Below are 16,598 nucleotides of genomic sequence, written 5' to 3'. Positions count from 1 at the left end.
CTCAGGCTACCGGGGCGGGAGGCGGTTCATCGGGCAGGGTCGGTTCGCCGGGTTCCATGGGCGGCGTGTCGCCTGGCTGCGGCGGTTGCGGGGTGTCCGGGTCGGGTTGCCCGGGCACGCCACCGGCTTGCAGTGGCGGATGGGCGAGCAATGACCAGGCCAGCAGTCCGATCTGGTTGGGCTGCAGCAAGGCCAGCTTGGCGCTGATGGTCGGGTCGAGTTTCATTGGCTGCTCCTGACGAGACTATTCACCTCGTTGGAGTGCCGAAAGCCGGGGGAATTCCCCCGGTTCGTCGGATAACAGCCTGGGATCAGGTACGGGGCAGGGTCACACCACGCTGGCCCTGGTACTTGCCGCCACGGTCTTTGTAGGACACTTCGCACTCTTCATCGGATTCGAGGAAAAGCATCTGCGCCACGCCCTCGTTGGCGTAGATCTTCGCCGGCAGGGTGGTGGTATTGGAGAACTCCAGGGTCACATGGCCTTCCCACTCCGGTTCCAGCGGGGTGACGTTGACGATGATGCCGCAGCGCGCATAGGTGCTCTTGCCCAGGCAGATGGTCAGGACGTTGCGTGGAATCCGGAAATACTCGACGGTACGGGCCAGGGCGAAGGAGTTCGGCGGGATGATGCAGACATCGCTCTTGATATCGACGAAGCTGCCGGCGTCGAAGTTCTTCGGATCGACGGTGGCCGAGTTGATGTTGGTGAACACCTTGAACTCGTCGGCGCAGCGCACATCGTAGCCATAGCTGGAGACACCGAAGGAGATCAGCTTGTCATTGCCGTCGTTGCGCACCTGGCGCTCGACGAACGGCTCGATCATGCCGTGTTCCTGCGCCATGCGGCGAATCCACTTGTCCGATTTGATGCTCATGGCGGGGTTCCTGAAATAGCGGGGTGAAAAAGGTGACGCGCATCTTACCGGGACGCGCGCGCGCTTCAAAGATTTAGCCTGCATCCGATTGCCGGACGGAGCCCGGCAGGCCACGAACGGCGCCGTCAGTCACGAATTGCGCAAAAGGCCCACGAGACCATTGGCACCTCGTGGAAAAAGGGTTATGGTGCCGCCACTGTGCTGCACGTTGTCACTGAGAATCTCTACTTGATGCAAGATTTCGATCGCCCATCCATGAATTTTCTGTCTTTTTGCACTCAGTCCCGGCCAGGGCGTTCCTGAGCCGTAATCAACTTTGTCCAAGGAGACAGACCATGTCCAATCGCCAAACCGGTACCGTCAAGTGGTTCAACGATGAGAAAGGCTTCGGCTTCATCACCCCACAATCCGGTGACGACCTGTTCGTACACTTCAAAGCCATCAAGGCTGACGGCTTCAAGAGCCTGAAAGAAGGCCAGCAGGTTTCCTTCGTCGCTACCCGCGGCCAGAAAGGCATGCAAGCTGAAGAAGTCGAAGTTATCTAACTTCTGCTGATTCGCTTTCATAGCGTTCAAAAAAACCCGCCTCACGGCGGGTTTTTTTATGCCTGGATTTTAGGGTGTGACTACTGGCCCGCTGGCAAGCCAGCTCCCACACGTGTGGGAGCTGGCTTGCCAGCGATAGAGCCCGAACAGGCTCAGTCGTCGCTGATGGTGATATTGGGCATCGCCGGCGCCGCCGCCTCTTGCAGCACCAGCCGCGCGCCCACCGAGCGGGCCAGCTCCTGGTAGACCATGGCGATCTGGCTCTCGGGCTCGGCAATCGCGGTCGGCTTGCCATTGTCGGCCTGCTCGCGGATCAGCATCGACAGCGGCAGCGAGGCCAGCAGCTCGACCCCGTATTGCGCCGCCAGCTTCTCGCCGCCACCTTCGCCGAACAGATGCTCGGCGTGCCCGCAGTTCGAGCAGATATGCACGGCCATGTTCTCGACGACGCCCAGCACCGGGATATTCACCTTGCGGAACATCTCCACGCCTTTCCTGGCGTCGAGCAGCGCCAGGTCCTGGGGCGTGGTGACGATCACCGAGCCGGCTACCGGGACCTTCTGCGCCAGGGTCAGCTGGATATCGCCGGTACCTGGCGGCATGTCGATCACCAGGTAATCGAGGTCGTCCCAGGCGGTCTGGGTCACCAGTTGCAACAGCGCGCCGGAGACCATGGGGCCGCGCCAGACCATCGGCGTGTTGTCATCGGTGAGAAACGCCATGGACATGACTTCCACGCCATGGGCCTTGATCGGCACGAACCACTTCTGTTCCTTGACCTGCGGTCGGGTGCCCTCGGGGATGCCGAACATGATCCCCTGGCTCGGGCCGTAGATATCCGCGTCGAGAATGCCGACCCGCGCGCCTTCGCGGGCCAGGGCCAGGGCCAGGTTGGCAGCGGTGGTGGATTTGCCCACGCCGCCCTTGCCGGAGGCCACGGCGATGATGTTCTTCACATTGGCGAGGCCGGGAATCTGCGCCTGGGCCTTGTGCGGCTCGATCACGCAGTCGATGGTCACCTTGGCGGCGCCGACGCCGTCCAGCCCTTCGATGGCGGTCTGCAGGACCTGCGCCCAGCCATTCTTGAACAGACCGGCGGCATAGCCCAGTTGCAACAGCACGCCAACCCGGTCGCCCTCGATCACGATGGCGCGAACGCAGCCGGCGCTGACCGGGTCCTGGTTCAGGTAAGGGTCGGTGTATTGACGAAGGACGGCTTCAACCGCTGCGCGAGTGACGGCGCTCATGGAGACTCCCGATAAAAGACTGATCGAAACAGGCAGCTATGCTAACCCGTGTGTCCGCCCCGGGACGCCCACGGGGTGAAATATATTTCCCGGCGCTTTATAGTTGCCGATCACCGTTTTTCCCCTGATAGCCGAATTAAGTAGCCGAGCCCCCATGTCCGAGCCACGCCAGATCCTCGTTACCAGTGCCCTGCCCTATGCCAATGGTTCCATCCACCTTGGCCATATGCTCGAGTACATCCAGACCGACATGTGGGTGCGTTTCCAGAAGCACCGTGGCAACCAGTGCATTTACGTCTGCGCTGACGATGCACACGGCTCGGCGATCATGCTGCGCGCGGAAAAGGAAGGCATCACTCCGGAACAGCTGATCGACGGCGTGCAGAAGGAACATGCTGGCGATTTCGCCGATTTCCTCGTCGATTTCGACAATTTCCATTCCACCCACGCCGAAGAAAACCGCGAGCTGTCCAGCCAGATCTACCTGGCACTGCGCGACGCCGGCCACATCGCCACCCGCTCGGTCACCCAGTATTTCGATCCGGACAAGAAAATGTTCCTGGCCGACCGTTTCATCAAGGGCACCTGCCCGAAATGCGCGGCCGAGGACCAGTACGGCGACAACTGCGAGAAATGTGGCGCCACCTACGCGCCGACCGAGTTGAAGAACCCCAAGTCGGCGATTTCCGGCGCCACCCCGGTGCTCAAGGACTCCCAGCACTTCTTCTTCAAGCTGCCTGACTTCCAGGCCATGCTCCAGGAGTGGACCCGCAGCGGCACCCTGCAGGACGCCGTGGCCAACAAGCTCGCCGAATGGCTGGATTCCGGCCTGCAGGAGTGGGACATTTCCCGCGATGCGCCGTATTTCGGCTTCGAGATCCCGGACGAGCCAGGCAAGTATTTCTACGTCTGGCTGGACGCACCGATCGGCTACATGGCCAGTTTCAAGAACCTCTGCGCACGGCGCCCGGAACTGGACTTCGATGCCTTCTGGAACAAGGATTCCACCGCCGAGCTGTACCACTTCATCGGCAAGGACATCGTCAACTTCCACGCACTGTTCTGGCCAGCCATGCTCCAGGGCGCCGGCTACCGCAAGCCGACCGCGATCAACGTGCACGGCTACCTGACCGTCAACGGCCAGAAAATGTCCAAGTCCCGCGGAACCTTCATCAAGGCGCGCACCTACCTGGATCATCTGTCGCCGGAGTACCTGCGTTACTACTACGCCTCCAAGCTCGGCCGTGGTGTCGACGACCTCGACCTGAACCTCGAGGACTTCGTGCAGAAGGTCAACTCCGACCTGGTCGGCAAGGTGGTCAACATCGCCAGCCGCTGCGCCGGCTTCATCCACAAGGGCAACGACGGCGTGATGGTTGCCGGCGACGCCGCGCCGGAGCTGACCGAGGCCTTCCTCGCCGCCGCACCGGGGATCGCCGAGGCGTATGAAGCCCGTGATTTCTCCCGCGCCATGCGTGAGATCATGGCCCTGGCCGACCGTGCCAACGCCTGGATCGCCGACAAGGCGCCGTGGTCGCTGAACAAGCAGGAAGGCAAGCAGGACGAAGTCCAGGCCATCTGCGCCCAGGGCATCAACCTGTTCCGCCAGCTGGTGATCTTCCTCAAGCCGGTCCTGCCGGTGCTGGCCGCAGAGGCCGAGGCGTTCCTGAACGTCGCCCCTCTGACCTGGAACGATCACCTGACCCGCCTGGAAAACCACAAGCTGAACCCGTTCAAGGCGCTGATGACTCGCATCGAGATGGCCAAGGTCGAAGCCATGGTCGAAGCCTCGAAGGAAGATCTCGCCGCCAGCCAGGCCCCTGCGGCGCCAGCCGGCAACGGCGAACTGGCCAAGGACCCGCTGTCCCCGGAGATCGATTTCGATACCTTCGCCGCGGTGGACCTGCGCGTCGCCCTGATCGTCAAGGCCGAGGCCGTGGAGGGCGCCGACAAGCTGCTGCGCCTGACCCTGGACATCGGTGACGAACAGCGCAACGTCTTCTCCGGGATCAAGTCGGCCTACCCGGACCCGGCCAGCCTGGAAGGTCGCCTGACCATGATGATCGCCAACCTGAAACCGCGGAAAATGCGCTTCGGCGTTTCCGAAGGCATGGTCATGGCCGCCGGCCCTGGCGGTGAAGAGATCTACCTGCTGAGCCCTGACAGCGGCGCCAAGCCCGGTCAGCGCATCAAGTAACCCCGTCGCCCCGGCCTCACTGCCGGGGCGTTTTCATTGCATGGTCGGTGCCGGATGCCATGACCGAACTGATCCTCGCCCTGATCGGCGCCGCGCTGGTCAATAACATTGCCTTGCAGCACCTGCTGGCGATCGACCCGTTGCTGCGAAGGAAACGCGGCCCCTGTGGGAGCTGGCTTGCCAGCGATTGCGGTGGTGAACCCACCATCGTCATCGCTGCGGTTCGGCGGCCCGACAAGCCAGCTCCCACAGGGTTCGCGTCGCGTCTGAGGTTGCATGCATTGGGGCTGGCGACGCTGGTAGCGATGTTGCTGGTCAGCGTTTCAGGCCAGTTGCTCTACCGCTACGCCCTGCAACCCCTGCAACTCGACTACCTGCGCCTGTTCGTCTTCCTTCCGCTTTGCGTGCTGGGCCCAGCGCCCATTCTCGCCGGCCTGCAACGCTGGCTGAAGGGCTGGCCGTTCACCAGCCTGCAGCCGCTATTGACCGGCAACGCCGCGCTGCTTGGCCTGTGCCTGCAACTGAGCGGCGAGCATCAAGGCGTGCTGCACGCCGCCATGGTCGGCCTCGGCAGCGGCCTGGGGTTCTGGCTGGTGCTGGCCCTGTTCGACGATCTGCGTCAGCGCAGCCAGCATGAAGATGTCCCAAGGGCCTTTCGCGGACTGCCCATCGAACTGATGGGCGCCGGGATCATGGCCATGGCGTTTCTTGGCTTCAACGGACTGTTCGCCTCATGAACACCGACCCGCGACTGCGCGATGCCATGCAACAGGTGTTGCTGGCGTGCCTGCCCGGCGTGCTGGTGCTGTTCTGGGTATATGGCTGGGGCGTGCTGTGCAATCTGCTGTTGTGCGCCGCCTCCGCCTTGCTGACCGAGGCCGCACTGCTGCGCCTGCGCGGGCACCCTGTGCTGCCCGCGCTGAACGATGGCAGTGCCCTGGTCAGCGCCTGCCTGCTGGCCGTCGCCCTGCCCGCCTATGCGCCCTGGTGGATACCGGTGATCGCGGCGGGCAGCGCCATCGCCCTGGGCAAGCAGCTGTATGGCGGGGTCGGGCGCAATCCATTCAACCCGGCAATGCTCGGCTACGCCGTGGTGTTGCTGTCGTTTCCCGTACCGATGACCCATTGGCCTGCACCCCAGGCGCTGGACCTCGGGCATGCCTTGCAGGCCCTGTCGGGGTTTGCCGAACGGCCGGATGCTTGGGCCCAGGCCACGGTGCTGGACGGCCTGCGGCAGAATCGCAGCCTGACCATCGACGAGTTGTTCGCCAGCCATGCCGGCTTCGGCCACCTGGCCGGGCGCGGCAGCGAGTGGGCCAGCCTGGCGTTTCTCGCCGGTGGGCTGTTCCTGCTGCAACGCAAGGTGATCAGTTGGCAGACGCCCGTGGCGATGCTCGGCAGTCTGTTCCTCGTCAGCCTGCTGTGCTGGAACGGTTCAGGGTCGGACTCCAACGGCTCGCCCCTCCTGCACCTGCTGGCAGGTTCGACCATGCTGAGCGCCTTCTTCATCGTCACCGAGCCGGTCAGCGGGCCGAAAACCCCGTGGGGCCGGTTGGTGGGCGGCGCAATGGTGGGTGTGTTGATCTACCTGATCCGCACCTGGGGCAACTACCCCGATGGCGCAGCGTTCGCGGTGCTGCTGATGAACCTCTGCGTGCCGGCGCTGGACCGCTTGGCACAACAGCGACGTCCGGAGACGGCATGAACGTACGCGGACCGCTTGTCGTGGGCCTGCTGACGCTGATCAGTGCAGGCGCCAGCATTGCCTGGCAGCACTACTGCGCGCCGCTGATCGCCGCTGCCGAAGAGGATCAACAGGCCCGGGCCTGGCTCGCGGTATTGCCAGAAGCGAGCTATGACAACCAGCCACTGCAGCAGCCGATCGCCCTGCCGGATCCTGACCTGGCCCATAGCCGCATTCAGGCCGGCTACCTTGCCAGCTTGCATGGCCGGTCCAGCGCGGTGCTGCTGCTGAGCCGTTTTCCGGGCTACGCCGGGCCGGTCGACCTGCTGATTGCCATCGACCGCGACGGCCGGGTGATCGCCAGTCGCGTGCTGCAACAGCAGGAAACCCTAGGCCTGGGCGCGCGCATCGCGGAGCCGGGCAATACCTGGCTGCAAGGCTTCAACGGCCACGGCCAGGGCAATACCCCGGACAGCGCCTGGGCGCTGAAACGCGATAATGGCCAGTTCGATCAATTGGCTGGCGCGAGCGTTACCTCCCGCGCCGTTATTCACGCGATCCAGGACGCCTTGCGCTACTTCGACCAGCATGCGCCGCAATGGCTAAACGAGGGCACAGCTCCGTGAAGAGCCCCGTGAATAGATCCTCCCTGGCCGTCCTCAGCCTGGCGCCACTGCTGGGCGCAAGCCAGACATTGCTGCACGCAGCGACCATGACAGCGCTGAGCGTCGTGGCGATTGTCGTGCACCGGGCCCTGATGACACCGCTGCGTCGGCAACTGGATGCAAGCTGCGCGATGATCGCCAGCGTACTGCTCGCCGCCGCCGTGGTGACCTGCCAGACCCTGACCCTGCACGCCTGGGCGCTGGAACTGCGCCAGGCCCTGGGTATCTACCCAGAATTGATCGCCGTGTCCTGCCTGCTGGTCGAACAGAGCCTAGGCTCGCCTGGCCAGTGGCGTCGCCTGGCGCTGCTGCTTGCTGGCTACGGCGCCCTTTTTCTGCTGCTCGGTGCCTGCCGCGAATTGCTCGCCAGCGGCGCCCTGCACCTCGCAAGCCTGGCACCGGGAGCGCTGTTGCTGCTCGGCTTGCTGCTGGCCTTGATCAAACGAGCCTGTCCAAAACAGGCCGCTCCGACCGTGAAGGAAACTGCTGACAGATGAATGCCACCAAACGCCTGGAGATTTTTCGCAGGCTGCACGAAGACAACCCCGAACCCAAAACCGAACTGGCCTACAGTTCGCCGTTCGAGCTGCTGATTGCCGTGATTCTCTCGGCGCAGGCCACCGATGTCGGGGTCAACAAGGCCACGGCAAAACTCTTCCCGGTGGCCAATACTCCCGCGGCCATTCATGCCCTTGGCGTGGAAGGGCTGTCGGAGTACATCAAGACCATCGGCCTGTACAACAGCAAGGCTAAGAACGTTATCGAAACCTGTCGCATCCTCGTCGAACAGCACGGTAGCGAGGTACCACAAACCCGCGAGGCGCTGGAAGCGCTCCCGGGCGTCGGACGCAAGACCGCCAACGTGGTGCTCAATACCGCCTTCCGCCAACTGGCCATGGCGGTGGACACCCATATCTTCCGTGTCAGCAATCGCACCGGTATCGCCCCGGGCAAGAACGTGGTGGAAGTGGAAAAAGCCCTTCTCAAGTTCGTGCCCAAGGCGTATCTGCTGGATGCCCATCATTGGCTGATACTGCACGGCCGCTATGTGTGCCAGGCGCGCAAGCCCCGTTGTGGCAGTTGTCGAATCGAAGACTTGTGCGAGTACAAGCACAAGACCTGCGACGATTGAAGAAATAGGAAAATTCAGCCAGTCCGATTGAAAAAATCTTTTTTACCAGTCTCTGGAATATCGATATAAGGGGCGCCAACGGCCCTCTTGGAACGGAGTGACACATGAGCACTGATAAAGAAGACCTGGATATAGACGACGACGCCCCGGTAGCCGAAGAGTTCGTTGCGGAAAACCCGGCGCTTGTCGCCAAGACCAACCTGAGCAAGCGCCGCACCATCGATAACCTGCTTGAAGAACGCCGCCTGCAAAGGCAACTGGCCGATTACGACTTCGATCTTTGAAACGCCATGGTCCGAAAACAAGAAAGCCTCCTGTGAAAGCGGAGGCTTTTTGCATTGCGGACCGGAATCAGACCAGGCCGTTGCGCTGTGCCAGTTCGATCAGGTCGACCAGGGAGCGGGCATTGAGCTTGAGTAACAGTCGGGTCTTGTAGGTACTGACGGTCTTGTTGCTGAGGAACATGCCGTCGGCGATTTCCTTGTTGGACTTTCCTTTCGCCAGTTGTTGCAGAACCATCATTTCCCGCCCCGACAGGCGTCCGACCATATCCGCCTCGCTGGAACCGCCAAGGTTGGTCCGCACCGAGTGCAATGCCTGGTTGGGGAAGTAGCTGTACCCGGACAGCACGGCCTTGATGGCGCTGAGCAGTTCGGTCAGGTCCTGTTGCTTGCAGACGTATCCGGCAGCGCCGGCCTGCATGCAGCGCATGGAAAAATGCCCGGGTGCCTGGGAGGTGAGGACCAGCACCTTGATCACGATACCGTTGGCCGTCAGCCGCCCTATGACCTCCAGGCCATCGAGCTTGGGAATCCCTATGTCGAGGATGACGATATCCGGAAGATGCTCCCGGGCCAGTTGCAACGCATCGACGCCGTTGTCCGTTTCCCCAATCACTTCATAACCATGCCGGTCCATCAGCATGCGCACGGCCAAGCGAATGACAGGATGGTCATCGACGATCAGCACTTTATTCATGGGCAAGATCCATTCTTAAACTATTCGACTTATTAGAAGCCCGCACAATAGCCCAGTCGGTAGAAGCAATGCATGATCACTGCGACACGCATGTGCACGCTCAGAAAGGGACTACCCAAATAAAGGAAAAACCCTACGGATATTTCCTACAGGCAATGTATTTGAAAACAACTCCCCGCCATATTTACATTAAATAGGCATATAACGATGCTAGCCGGGGAGGTCGAAAATATCGCTAAGAATATTGGCTGATCATATGCAGGAAATGTCCTTAATATCCCTGAAATAAGTCTGATTGCCATTGGATCCTTCATCCACCCTCGCGTCCTTCGCCCGTGGAAACAATGCTCCATCCAGAGCCTTCACCCCCTGATACATGGATCCATTGCGTTGCACACTGCGTGCACCCTTCCTATTTCCCGCGCCGATACGCAGCTGAAGACCGCGAAACAGAGACCATGCCCATGAGCAGTCCAGAACCGAAGAGCCCCCTGACCATCATCGCCATCTTCGCCGGAATCATCGAAGCATCGGCCCTGGCGTCCTTACCGTTTCTGGATGAAAGCAGCCAGAGTATCTACACCTGGTTCCTCGTGGGTTTTCCACCGTTTCTGACATTGCTGTTCTTCCTGACCCTGAACTTCAATACCAAAAGTCTCTACGGCCCAGAGGAGGCCAGCAGTGAAAGTCATTATGAGGAAAGCGACATGCTGGCAGCGGACTTGTCGGAAAAAACTTCCCACCCTCAAACTTCTCCGACACTTGCACTTGAGTTTTCACACAGCCTGGAATATTCCACCGTTGTGCTTTCCGGCCCGGATGCGCAGGCCTTGCTTGAGGTCGTAGCCCGCCACGTCCTGCGCAAACCCCGCGCCGGGGGCGTGGTCATGCATAACGTAGAACTGGGTACCCGGGTCAGCATCGTCACCGAGAGTTCGCGCAACTCTTCCTCTGCGGCCGGGCATAAAAAAACCCGGCAATGAATGCCGGGTTCTTCATATCGCAGTGGCGAATCAGAGCGGCGAACGGCCCTTGCTCGCAGCAATGCGCATACGCAGGGCGTTGAGCTTGATGAAGCCGGCTGCGTCAGCCTGGTTGTACGCTCCGCCGTCTTCTTCGAAGGTGGCGATATTGGCGTCGAACAGCGAGTCGTCGGACTTGCGGCCGGTGACGATGACGTTGCCCTTGTACAGTTTCAGGCGAACCACGCCGTTCACATTGACCTGGGAGGCGTCGATCATCTGTTGCAGCATCAGGCGCTCAGGGCTCCACCAGTAGCCGGTGTAGATCAGGCTGGCGTACTTCGGCATCAGCTCATCTTTCAGGTGAGCGACTTCGCGGTCCAGGGTGATCGACTCGATGGCGCGGTGAGCCTTGAGCATGATGGTGCCGCCGGGCGTCTCGTAGCAGCCGCGGGACTTCATGCCGACGTAGCGGTTCTCGACGATGTCCAGGCGACCGATGCCGTTGGCGCCGCCGATGCGGTTCAGCTCGGCGAGTACGGTGGCCGGGGTCATCTCGACGCCGTCGATGGCAACGATGTCACCGTTGCGGTAGGTCAGCTCCAGGTAGGTAGCCTGGTCCGGGGCGTTTTCCGGGGAAACGCTCCAGCGCCACATGTCTTCCTCGTGCTCGGTCCAGGTATCTTCCAGGACACCGCCTTCATAGGAGATGTGCAGCAGGTTGGCGTCCATCGAGTACGGCGACTTCTTCTTGCCGTGGCGCTCGATCGGGATGCCGTGCTTCTCGGCGTAGTCCATCAGCTTCTCGCGGGACAGCAGGTCCCACTCGCGCCATGGCGCGATGACCTTGACGCCCGGCTTGAGCGCGTAGGCGCCCAGCTCGAAGCGGACCTGGTCGTTGCCCTTGCCGGTAGCGCCGTGGGAAATGGCGTCGGCGCCGGTTTCATTGGCGATTTCGATCAGGCGCTTGGCGATCAGCGGGCGGGCGATGGAAGTACCGAGCAGGTACTCGCCTTCGTAGACGGTGTTGGCGCGGAACATCGGGAACACGAAGTCTCGGACGAACTCTTCGCGCAGGTCATCGATGTAGATCTCTTTCACGCCCATGGCCTGTGCCTTGGCACGGGCCGGCTCGACCTCTTCGCCCTGCCCCAGGTCAGCGGTGAACGTCACCACCTCACAGTTGTAGGTATCCTGCAGCCACTTGAGAATCACCGAAGTATCAAGGCCGCCGGAATACGCCAGTACGACCTTTTTTACGTCCGCCATGCCATCACTCCACGGGGTTGTACGGAAAACCCCGGATTCTACCGCTCTCCGGCTCGAATTTACAGTGGGGCGACAGCTTGTGACGACAAAGCGACAGGAACTGTCGTGGGCGCGACGGGCGGTCGCGCTCAGGACTTCGGCGCAGGTTTGCCGGGCTGTGCCTGGGCCGCCGGACTCGCAGGCGCCGCAGGAGTTGCCGGCGCGGCGGCCGGCGTCGAGGCGGCGGGGATCACCGGATCCGCCGGCTTTTCCACGACCGGTTTCTCGACCGGTGCAACGCGGTCGAGCTGGATGTTCACGCGCCGGTTGCGCGCGCGGTTGGCTGCGGAATTGTTGGCCGCCAGCGGATAACGCTCGCCGTGGAAACGCACCACGATGTTCTCTTCCGGCACGCCGTGGGCCTTGAGGTATTCCTGCACCGCCAGGGCTCGCCGGCGCGACAGGTCGCGGTTGGTCAGGCGGTTGCCGCTGTTGTCGGAATGTCCGTCCAGCTCGATATGGTTGACGGTCGGGTCGGCTTTGAGGAAATCGAGGATCACGTCGAGGCGCGCACGGGCGTCGGCATCCAGGTCGATGCCGTTGCCCGGGAAACCGATTCGCGCCTGGCGGATCTGGTCGAAGTTCATCGGCAGCAGCTTGGCCGAACAGGCCTGGTAATCAGCGTAGGCCTTGTTGAACCGGACCGGCAACAGGTGCACTTCCATGACCTGCCCGCCTTCGCCGGCATAGTTGCGGATCACCGTGCTGCGCCCGTCCATCAGGCCATTGATCAGGCGGCTGGCCTGGCCCTGGGAACTGTTGAACAGCACGCCGCTGCGGGCCATGCGGATCGAGCCGAGGTTGATGTCACCGCGCCCCGGCTGCCAGGGTGCGGCGGCGGCCAGCAAGGTCGCCGAGCCGCTGCCGAGCATGTTGTTGCCCGAGCGCAGGCGGAAGGTCGCCTGTTCACCGGCGCGGCGCACGAACTCGCCCGTGCCGAAATCGGCGATGGGCTGGATCAGGCGGCACTCGAACTGATCGCCTTCGACCTTCCATTCGATATTTTCCACTCGCGTCTGGAACGTGAGGGCGGCCACCGGAAAGCTGGCGAACAGACTGAGCAGGGCTATATAACGCTGGCGCACGGGCGGCTCCACAAAATTCCATCACTTACCAGCAGGCTATCGGACGCCTGCGGCAAAACTTGATAGCGAGTGCTCGGGGAAGGCTTTTCCGGTAGCATTCGCCCAGAGTTCGAACCGCCTGGAAACCCCAATGTCCGATCGCCTGACCCTCCTGCGTCCCGACGACTGGCACATCCATCTTCGCGATGGAGCCGTGCTGCCTCATACCGTCCGGGACGTGGCGCGCACCTTCGCCCGCGCCATCATCATGCCCAACCTGGTGCCGCCGGTGCGCAACGCCGACGAAGCCGGTGCCTATCGCCAGCGCATCCTCGATGCGCGCCCGGCGGGTAGCCCGTTCGAGCCGTTGATGGTCCTGTACCTCACCGACCGTACCCAACCGGAAGATATCCGTGCGGCCAAGGCCAGCGGTTTCGTCTACGCCGCCAAGCTGTATCCGGCCGGCGCGACCACCAACTCCGATTCCGGAGTCACCAGCATCGACAAGATCTTCCCGGCACTGGAAGCCATGGCCGAAGTCGGCATGCTCCTGCTGATCCACGGTGAAGTGACCCGTGGCGAGATCGACGTGTTCGACCGCGAGAAGCTGTTCATCGACGAGCACCTGCGTCGTGTGGTCGAGCGTTTCCCGACCCTGAAAGTGGTGTTCGAACATATCACCACCGCCGAGGCCGCGCAGTTCGTCAAGGAAGCCCCGGCCAACGTCGGCGCGACCATCACCGCACAGCACCTGCTGTACAACCGCAACCACATGCTGGTCGGCGGTATCCGCCCGCACTTCTATTGCCTGCCGATCCTCAAGCGCAACACCCACCAGATCGCCCTTCTGGACGCGGCCACCAGCGGCAACCCGAAGTTCTTCCTCGGCACCGACTCGGCGCCCCACGCCCGTCATGCCAAGGAAGCGGCCTGCGGCTGCGCCGGTTGCTACACCGCCTTTGCTGCGATCGAGCTGTACGCCGAAGCGTTCGAGCAACGCAATGCCCTGGACAAGCTGGAAGGCTTCGCCAGCCTGCACGGCCCGGCATTCTATGGCCTGCCCGCCAACACCGAGACCATTACCCTGGTCCGCGAGGACTGGACCGCCCCGGACAGCCTGCCATTCGGCGACAACACCGTGGTTCCGCTGCGCGCCGGTGAGCAACTGCGCTGGCGCCTGCTGGAGGAAAGCAAGTGAGCGACGATCAGTTCGACGACGACCAGGAAGGTCTGGGCGGCGGTGGTTCGCGCCACCCGATGGCGCAGCGTTTCCGCGGCTATCTGCCGGTAGTGGTGGACGTCGAGACCGGTGGCTTCAATGCTGCCACCGACGCACTGCTGGAAATCGCCGCCGTCACCATCGGCATGGATGAAAAGGGCTTCCTGTTCCCAGAACACACCTATTTCTTCCGCGTCGAGCCGTTCGAGGGTGCCAACATCGAGCAGGCGGCCCTCGAGTTCACCGGAATCAAGCTCGACCATCCCCTGCGCATGGCAGTCAGCGAGGAATCGGCACTGACCGATATCTTCCGCGGCGTGCGCAAGGCGCTGAAGGCCAACGGCTGCAAGCGGGCGATCCTGGTCGGCCACAACAGCAGCTTCGACCTCGGGTTCCTGAACGCCGCAGTGGCGCGCAACGATCTCAAGCGCAATCCGTTCCACCCGTTCTCCAGCTTCGACACCGCCACCCTGGCCGGCCTCGCCTATGGCCAGACCGTGCTGGCGCGGGCCTGCCAGAGCGCAGACATCGACTTCGACGGCCGCGAGGCACATTCCGCCCGCTACGACACGGAGAAGACCGCCGAGCTGTTCTGCGGCATCGTCAACCGCTGGAAGGAAATGGGCGGCTGGCACGATTTCCACGATTGAGTGGAATGTGCAGACACAAAAAAACCGGCCGATGAAAGGCCGGTTTTTTTGTGTCTGGCGAAATTACAGCTTGCCAGCGTTCTCGCTCAGGTAGGCAGCAACGCCTTCTGGCGAAGCGGTCATGCCCTTGTCGCCTTTTTTCCAGTTGGCAGGGCAGACTTCGCCGTGCTCTTCATGGAATTGCAGGGCGTCGACCAGGCGCAGCAGTTCGTCCATGTTGCGGCCCAGCGGCAGGTCGTTGACGATCTGCGAGCGAACCACGCCATTGGTATCGATCAGGAAGGCGCCACGGAAGGCTACGCCACCTTCGGATTCAACGTCGTAGGCCTTGCAGATCTCGTGGGAGATGTCGGCGGCCAGGGTGTACTTGACCGGGCCGATACCGCCGTTGTTGACCGGGGTGTTGCGCCAGGCGTTGTGGGTGAAGTGCGAGTCGATCGAAACGCCGATGACTTCGACGTTGCGCGCCTGGAACTCAGGAATGCGGTGGTCCAGGGCGATCAGCTCGGACGGGCAGACGAAGGTGAAGTCCAGTGGGTAGAAGAACACCAGGCCGTACTTGCCCTTGATAGCGGAAGCCAGGTTGAAGCTGTCGACGATTTCGCCATTGCCCAGTACGGCGGCAACGGTGAAGTCCGGGGCTTTTTTGCCAACGAGCACGCTCATTCGATATCTCCTGATGGTGTTTGGAAACTGACTACGCAGAAGGTCGCAACCTTCTGACAGGGGTTGAGCATCATACACGGCCTCGGGCGGCACGCCGAGTCGTGGCCAATGGACTGATCTCCTACCGGCGGTCGCTCTGCCCTGCATCTTTGAGAAAGAGTTTTGACAAGCATTCTCATTACCATTAGGCTTCACTGCATTCGAGCCTAACGCCTGATGGTCTTCTTTCTATGTATGTGTGTCTTTGTGTTGGTGTAACCGACGGACAGATCCGCGATGCGATCTATGAAGGATGCTGTAGCTACAAGGAAGTACGCGCCGCCACCAACGTGGCAAGCCAGTGCGGCAAATGCGCGTGCGTTGCCAAGCAGGTGGTGCGTGAGACCCTGACCGAAATCCAGGCCAGCCAGGCGGCCGCCCTGCCCTATCCGGTGGAATTCACCGCGGCGTGAAAATTTGTTTTTCCCCATTTATAAAGAACCGGACCTCGTGTCCGGTTTTTTTATGCCCGAAATTCAATTAGTTAGCGTTAAAACGAGGAATACAAACATTCTTATTCCTATTAAATTTCACTTATTATTCAATAGCTTAGGTTTGACATGCCTACCTGCCCGGCTCACACTCGCGGTTATTGGCACATAGACAGGGCAGGACCCCACCATGAAAGGCGACGTAAGCGTCATCCAGCATCTCAACAAGATCCTCGGAAACGAGCTGGTCGCGATCAACCAATACTTCCTGCATGCGCGCATGTATGAAGACTGGGGTCTGGATAAGCTCGGCAAGCACGAATACAAAGAATCCATCGACGAGATGAAGCACGCTGACAAGCTGATCAAGCGGATTCTATTCCTCGAAGGCATCCCCAATGTCCAGGACCTGGGCAAGCTGCTCATCGGCGAGCACACCCGTGAGATGCTCGAATGCGACCTGAAGATCGAGCAGAAAGGCCTGATCGACCTGAAAGCGGCGATCGCCCACTGTGAAACCGTTGGCGACTTCGGCAGCCGTGAACTGCTGGAAGACATCCTTGAATCCGAGGAAGAGCATATCGACTGGCTGGAAACCCAGTTGAGCCTGATCGACAAGGTCGGGCTGGAGAACTACCTGCAGTCGCAGATGGGTGAGTGAGCGGCTGCATGCTTTAAGCTGCAAGCGGTGAGTAAGAGCAGTGGCCATCGCCGCTGCTTTTTTTTTGCCCAGGTTTTGTGTTGTTGCTACTGACCTCATCGCTGGCAAGCCAGCTCACACACCTGTGGGAGTCAGCCCGCCGCCCCGGCGCCGCGCTGTCGCGCAGCAAACATGAGGCGCCCGACCCCAGCTGCGCGGTGCCGCTTACATCTAAAGACAAAAGGCGGTTGGCCCGATAGGGCCAACCGCCTTTTGCTTTGTTAGGTTCAGTT

At 61.4% G+C, this 16,598-nt stretch carries 20 protein-coding genes; 13 read left to right on the top strand and 7 right to left on the bottom strand.

The genetic code is table 11. The features are described 5' to 3' along the window. Position 1: 1 nt before the first annotated feature. Complete coding sequence (locus N7650_RS21715; protein WP_009396477.1) at positions 2-226, bottom strand: hypothetical protein; 225 nt, start codon at positions 224-226, stop codon at positions 2-4. Positions 227-311: 85 nt separating this feature from the next. Then, complete coding sequence (dcd, locus tag N7650_RS21710) at positions 312-878, bottom strand: dCTP deaminase (RefSeq protein WP_009396478.1); 567 nt, start codon at positions 876-878, stop codon at positions 312-314. 335 nt (positions 879-1,213) lie between these two features. Between dcd and N7650_RS21705 the strand changes: the two genes are divergently transcribed. Further along, complete coding sequence (locus tag N7650_RS21705; RefSeq protein ID WP_009396490.1) at positions 1,214-1,423, top strand: cold-shock protein; 210 nt, start codon at positions 1,214-1,216, stop codon at positions 1,421-1,423. A 152-nt stretch (positions 1,424-1,575) separates the two neighbouring features. Here the strand turns inward: N7650_RS21705 and apbC are convergent, their stop codons facing one another. Then, positions 1,576-2,670 carry an iron-sulfur cluster carrier protein ApbC gene (gene apbC / locus N7650_RS21700; protein WP_009396492.1) on the bottom strand — a complete coding sequence of 365 codons (1,095 nt, stop codon included), beginning with the start codon at positions 2,668-2,670 and terminating at the stop codon, positions 1,576-1,578. Between the two features lie 154 nt (positions 2,671-2,824). Here apbC and metG point away from each other — a divergent pair, with 154 nt between their 5' ends. The 7 genes from metG to N7650_RS21665 all read left to right on the top strand — a co-directional run bounded on the left by metG (position 2,825) and on the right by N7650_RS21665 (position 8,632). After that, a complete protein-coding gene (gene metG / locus N7650_RS21695; protein ID WP_279899967.1) occupies positions 2,825-4,867 on the top strand; it encodes a methionine--tRNA ligase in 2,043 nt (680 codons plus the stop codon). Between the two features lie 59 nt (positions 4,868-4,926). Beyond that, positions 4,927-5,604 (top strand): Rnf-Nqr domain containing protein, encoded by a 678-nt coding sequence (locus N7650_RS21690; RefSeq protein WP_279899966.1) that lies wholly within the window; start codon positions 4,927-4,929, stop codon positions 5,602-5,604. Next, complete coding sequence (locus N7650_RS21685; RefSeq protein ID WP_009396500.1) at positions 5,601-6,572, top strand: RnfABCDGE type electron transport complex subunit D; 972 nt, start codon at positions 5,601-5,603, stop codon at positions 6,570-6,572. The genes N7650_RS21690 and N7650_RS21685 overlap by 4 nt, the downstream gene beginning before the upstream one ends. Next, positions 6,569-7,177 (top strand): RnfABCDGE type electron transport complex subunit G, encoded by a 609-nt coding sequence (locus tag N7650_RS21680; protein ID WP_009396502.1) that lies wholly within the window; start codon positions 6,569-6,571, stop codon positions 7,175-7,177. The genes N7650_RS21685 and N7650_RS21680 overlap by 4 nt, the downstream gene beginning before the upstream one ends. 8 nt (positions 7,178-7,185) lie before the next feature. Then, a complete protein-coding gene (locus tag N7650_RS21675) occupies positions 7,186-7,713 on the top strand; it encodes an Rnf-Nqr domain containing protein (RefSeq protein WP_279899965.1) in 528 nt (175 codons plus the stop codon). Then, positions 7,710-8,348: an endonuclease III gene (gene nth, locus N7650_RS21670; RefSeq protein WP_279899964.1), complete on the top strand. Its 639-nt coding sequence runs from the start codon at positions 7,710-7,712 to the stop codon at positions 8,346-8,348. Before N7650_RS21675 ends, nth begins: the two co-directional genes overlap by 4 nt. A 104-nt stretch (positions 8,349-8,452) precedes the next feature. Beyond that, the gene (locus N7650_RS21665) at positions 8,453-8,632 is read left to right on the top strand and encodes a hypothetical protein (protein ID WP_009396510.1); all 180 of its coding nucleotides are present in this window, start codon (positions 8,453-8,455) and stop codon (positions 8,630-8,632) included. 67 nt (positions 8,633-8,699) lie between these two features. On the opposite strand, the gene N7650_RS21660 is transcribed toward N7650_RS21665, so the two are convergent. Further along, positions 8,700-9,326, bottom strand: coding sequence for a response regulator transcription factor (locus tag N7650_RS21660; RefSeq protein WP_009396511.1), 627 nt, complete (start codon positions 9,324-9,326; stop codon positions 8,700-8,702). 464 nt (positions 9,327-9,790) lie between these two features. On the opposite strand from N7650_RS21660, the gene N7650_RS21655 reads away from it, so the two are divergent. Further along, positions 9,791-10,309 (top strand): hypothetical protein, encoded by a 519-nt coding sequence (locus N7650_RS21655; RefSeq protein WP_009396512.1) that lies wholly within the window; start codon positions 9,791-9,793, stop codon positions 10,307-10,309. A 30-nt stretch (positions 10,310-10,339) separates the two neighbouring features. Here the strand turns inward: N7650_RS21655 and N7650_RS21650 are convergent, their stop codons facing one another. Next, on the bottom strand, positions 10,340-11,557 hold the full coding sequence (locus N7650_RS21650) for an argininosuccinate synthase (RefSeq protein WP_009396513.1): 1,218 nt from the start codon (positions 11,555-11,557) through the stop codon (positions 10,340-10,342). 128 nt (positions 11,558-11,685) lie between these two features. Further along, entirely contained in the window at positions 11,686-12,681 is a 996-nt protein-coding gene (locus tag N7650_RS21645; protein ID WP_279899960.1) for an OmpA family protein, read from the bottom strand. A gap of 130 nt (positions 12,682-12,811) precedes the next feature. On the opposite strand from N7650_RS21645, the gene pyrC reads away from it, so the two are divergent. Then, positions 12,812-13,858: a dihydroorotase gene (pyrC, locus tag N7650_RS21640; RefSeq protein ID WP_279899959.1), complete on the top strand. Its 1,047-nt coding sequence runs from the start codon at positions 12,812-12,814 to the stop codon at positions 13,856-13,858. Continuing rightward, a complete protein-coding gene (gene rnt / locus N7650_RS21635) occupies positions 13,855-14,529 on the top strand; it encodes a ribonuclease T (protein ID WP_064303657.1) in 675 nt (224 codons plus the stop codon). Before pyrC ends, rnt begins: the two co-directional genes overlap by 4 nt. A 63-nt stretch (positions 14,530-14,592) precedes the next feature. Here the strand turns inward: rnt and N7650_RS21630 are convergent, their stop codons facing one another. Next, positions 14,593-15,195 carry a peroxiredoxin C gene (locus tag N7650_RS21630; protein WP_009399747.1) on the bottom strand — a complete coding sequence of 201 codons (603 nt, stop codon included), beginning with the start codon at positions 15,193-15,195 and terminating at the stop codon, positions 14,593-14,595. Between the two features lie 230 nt (positions 15,196-15,425). On the opposite strand from N7650_RS21630, the gene N7650_RS21625 reads away from it, so the two are divergent. Both N7650_RS21625 and bfr read left to right on the top strand, forming a co-directional pair. Further along, entirely contained in the window at positions 15,426-15,647 is a 222-nt protein-coding gene (locus N7650_RS21625) for a bacterioferritin-associated ferredoxin (protein ID WP_279899957.1), read from the top strand. Between the two features lie 208 nt (positions 15,648-15,855). Further along, entirely contained in the window at positions 15,856-16,326 is a 471-nt protein-coding gene (gene bfr / locus N7650_RS21620; RefSeq protein WP_009399751.1) for a bacterioferritin, read from the top strand. Positions 16,327-16,598 lie beyond the last annotated feature (272 nt).

Source organism: Pseudomonas sp. GD04058 (assembly GCF_029836855.1).
Lineage (GTDB): Bacteria > Pseudomonadota > Gammaproteobacteria > Pseudomonadales > Pseudomonadaceae > Aquipseudomonas > Aquipseudomonas bharatica.
Note: the sequence above shows the minus strand (reverse complement) of the source record. Positions and strands in the feature narration are given on the sequence as shown.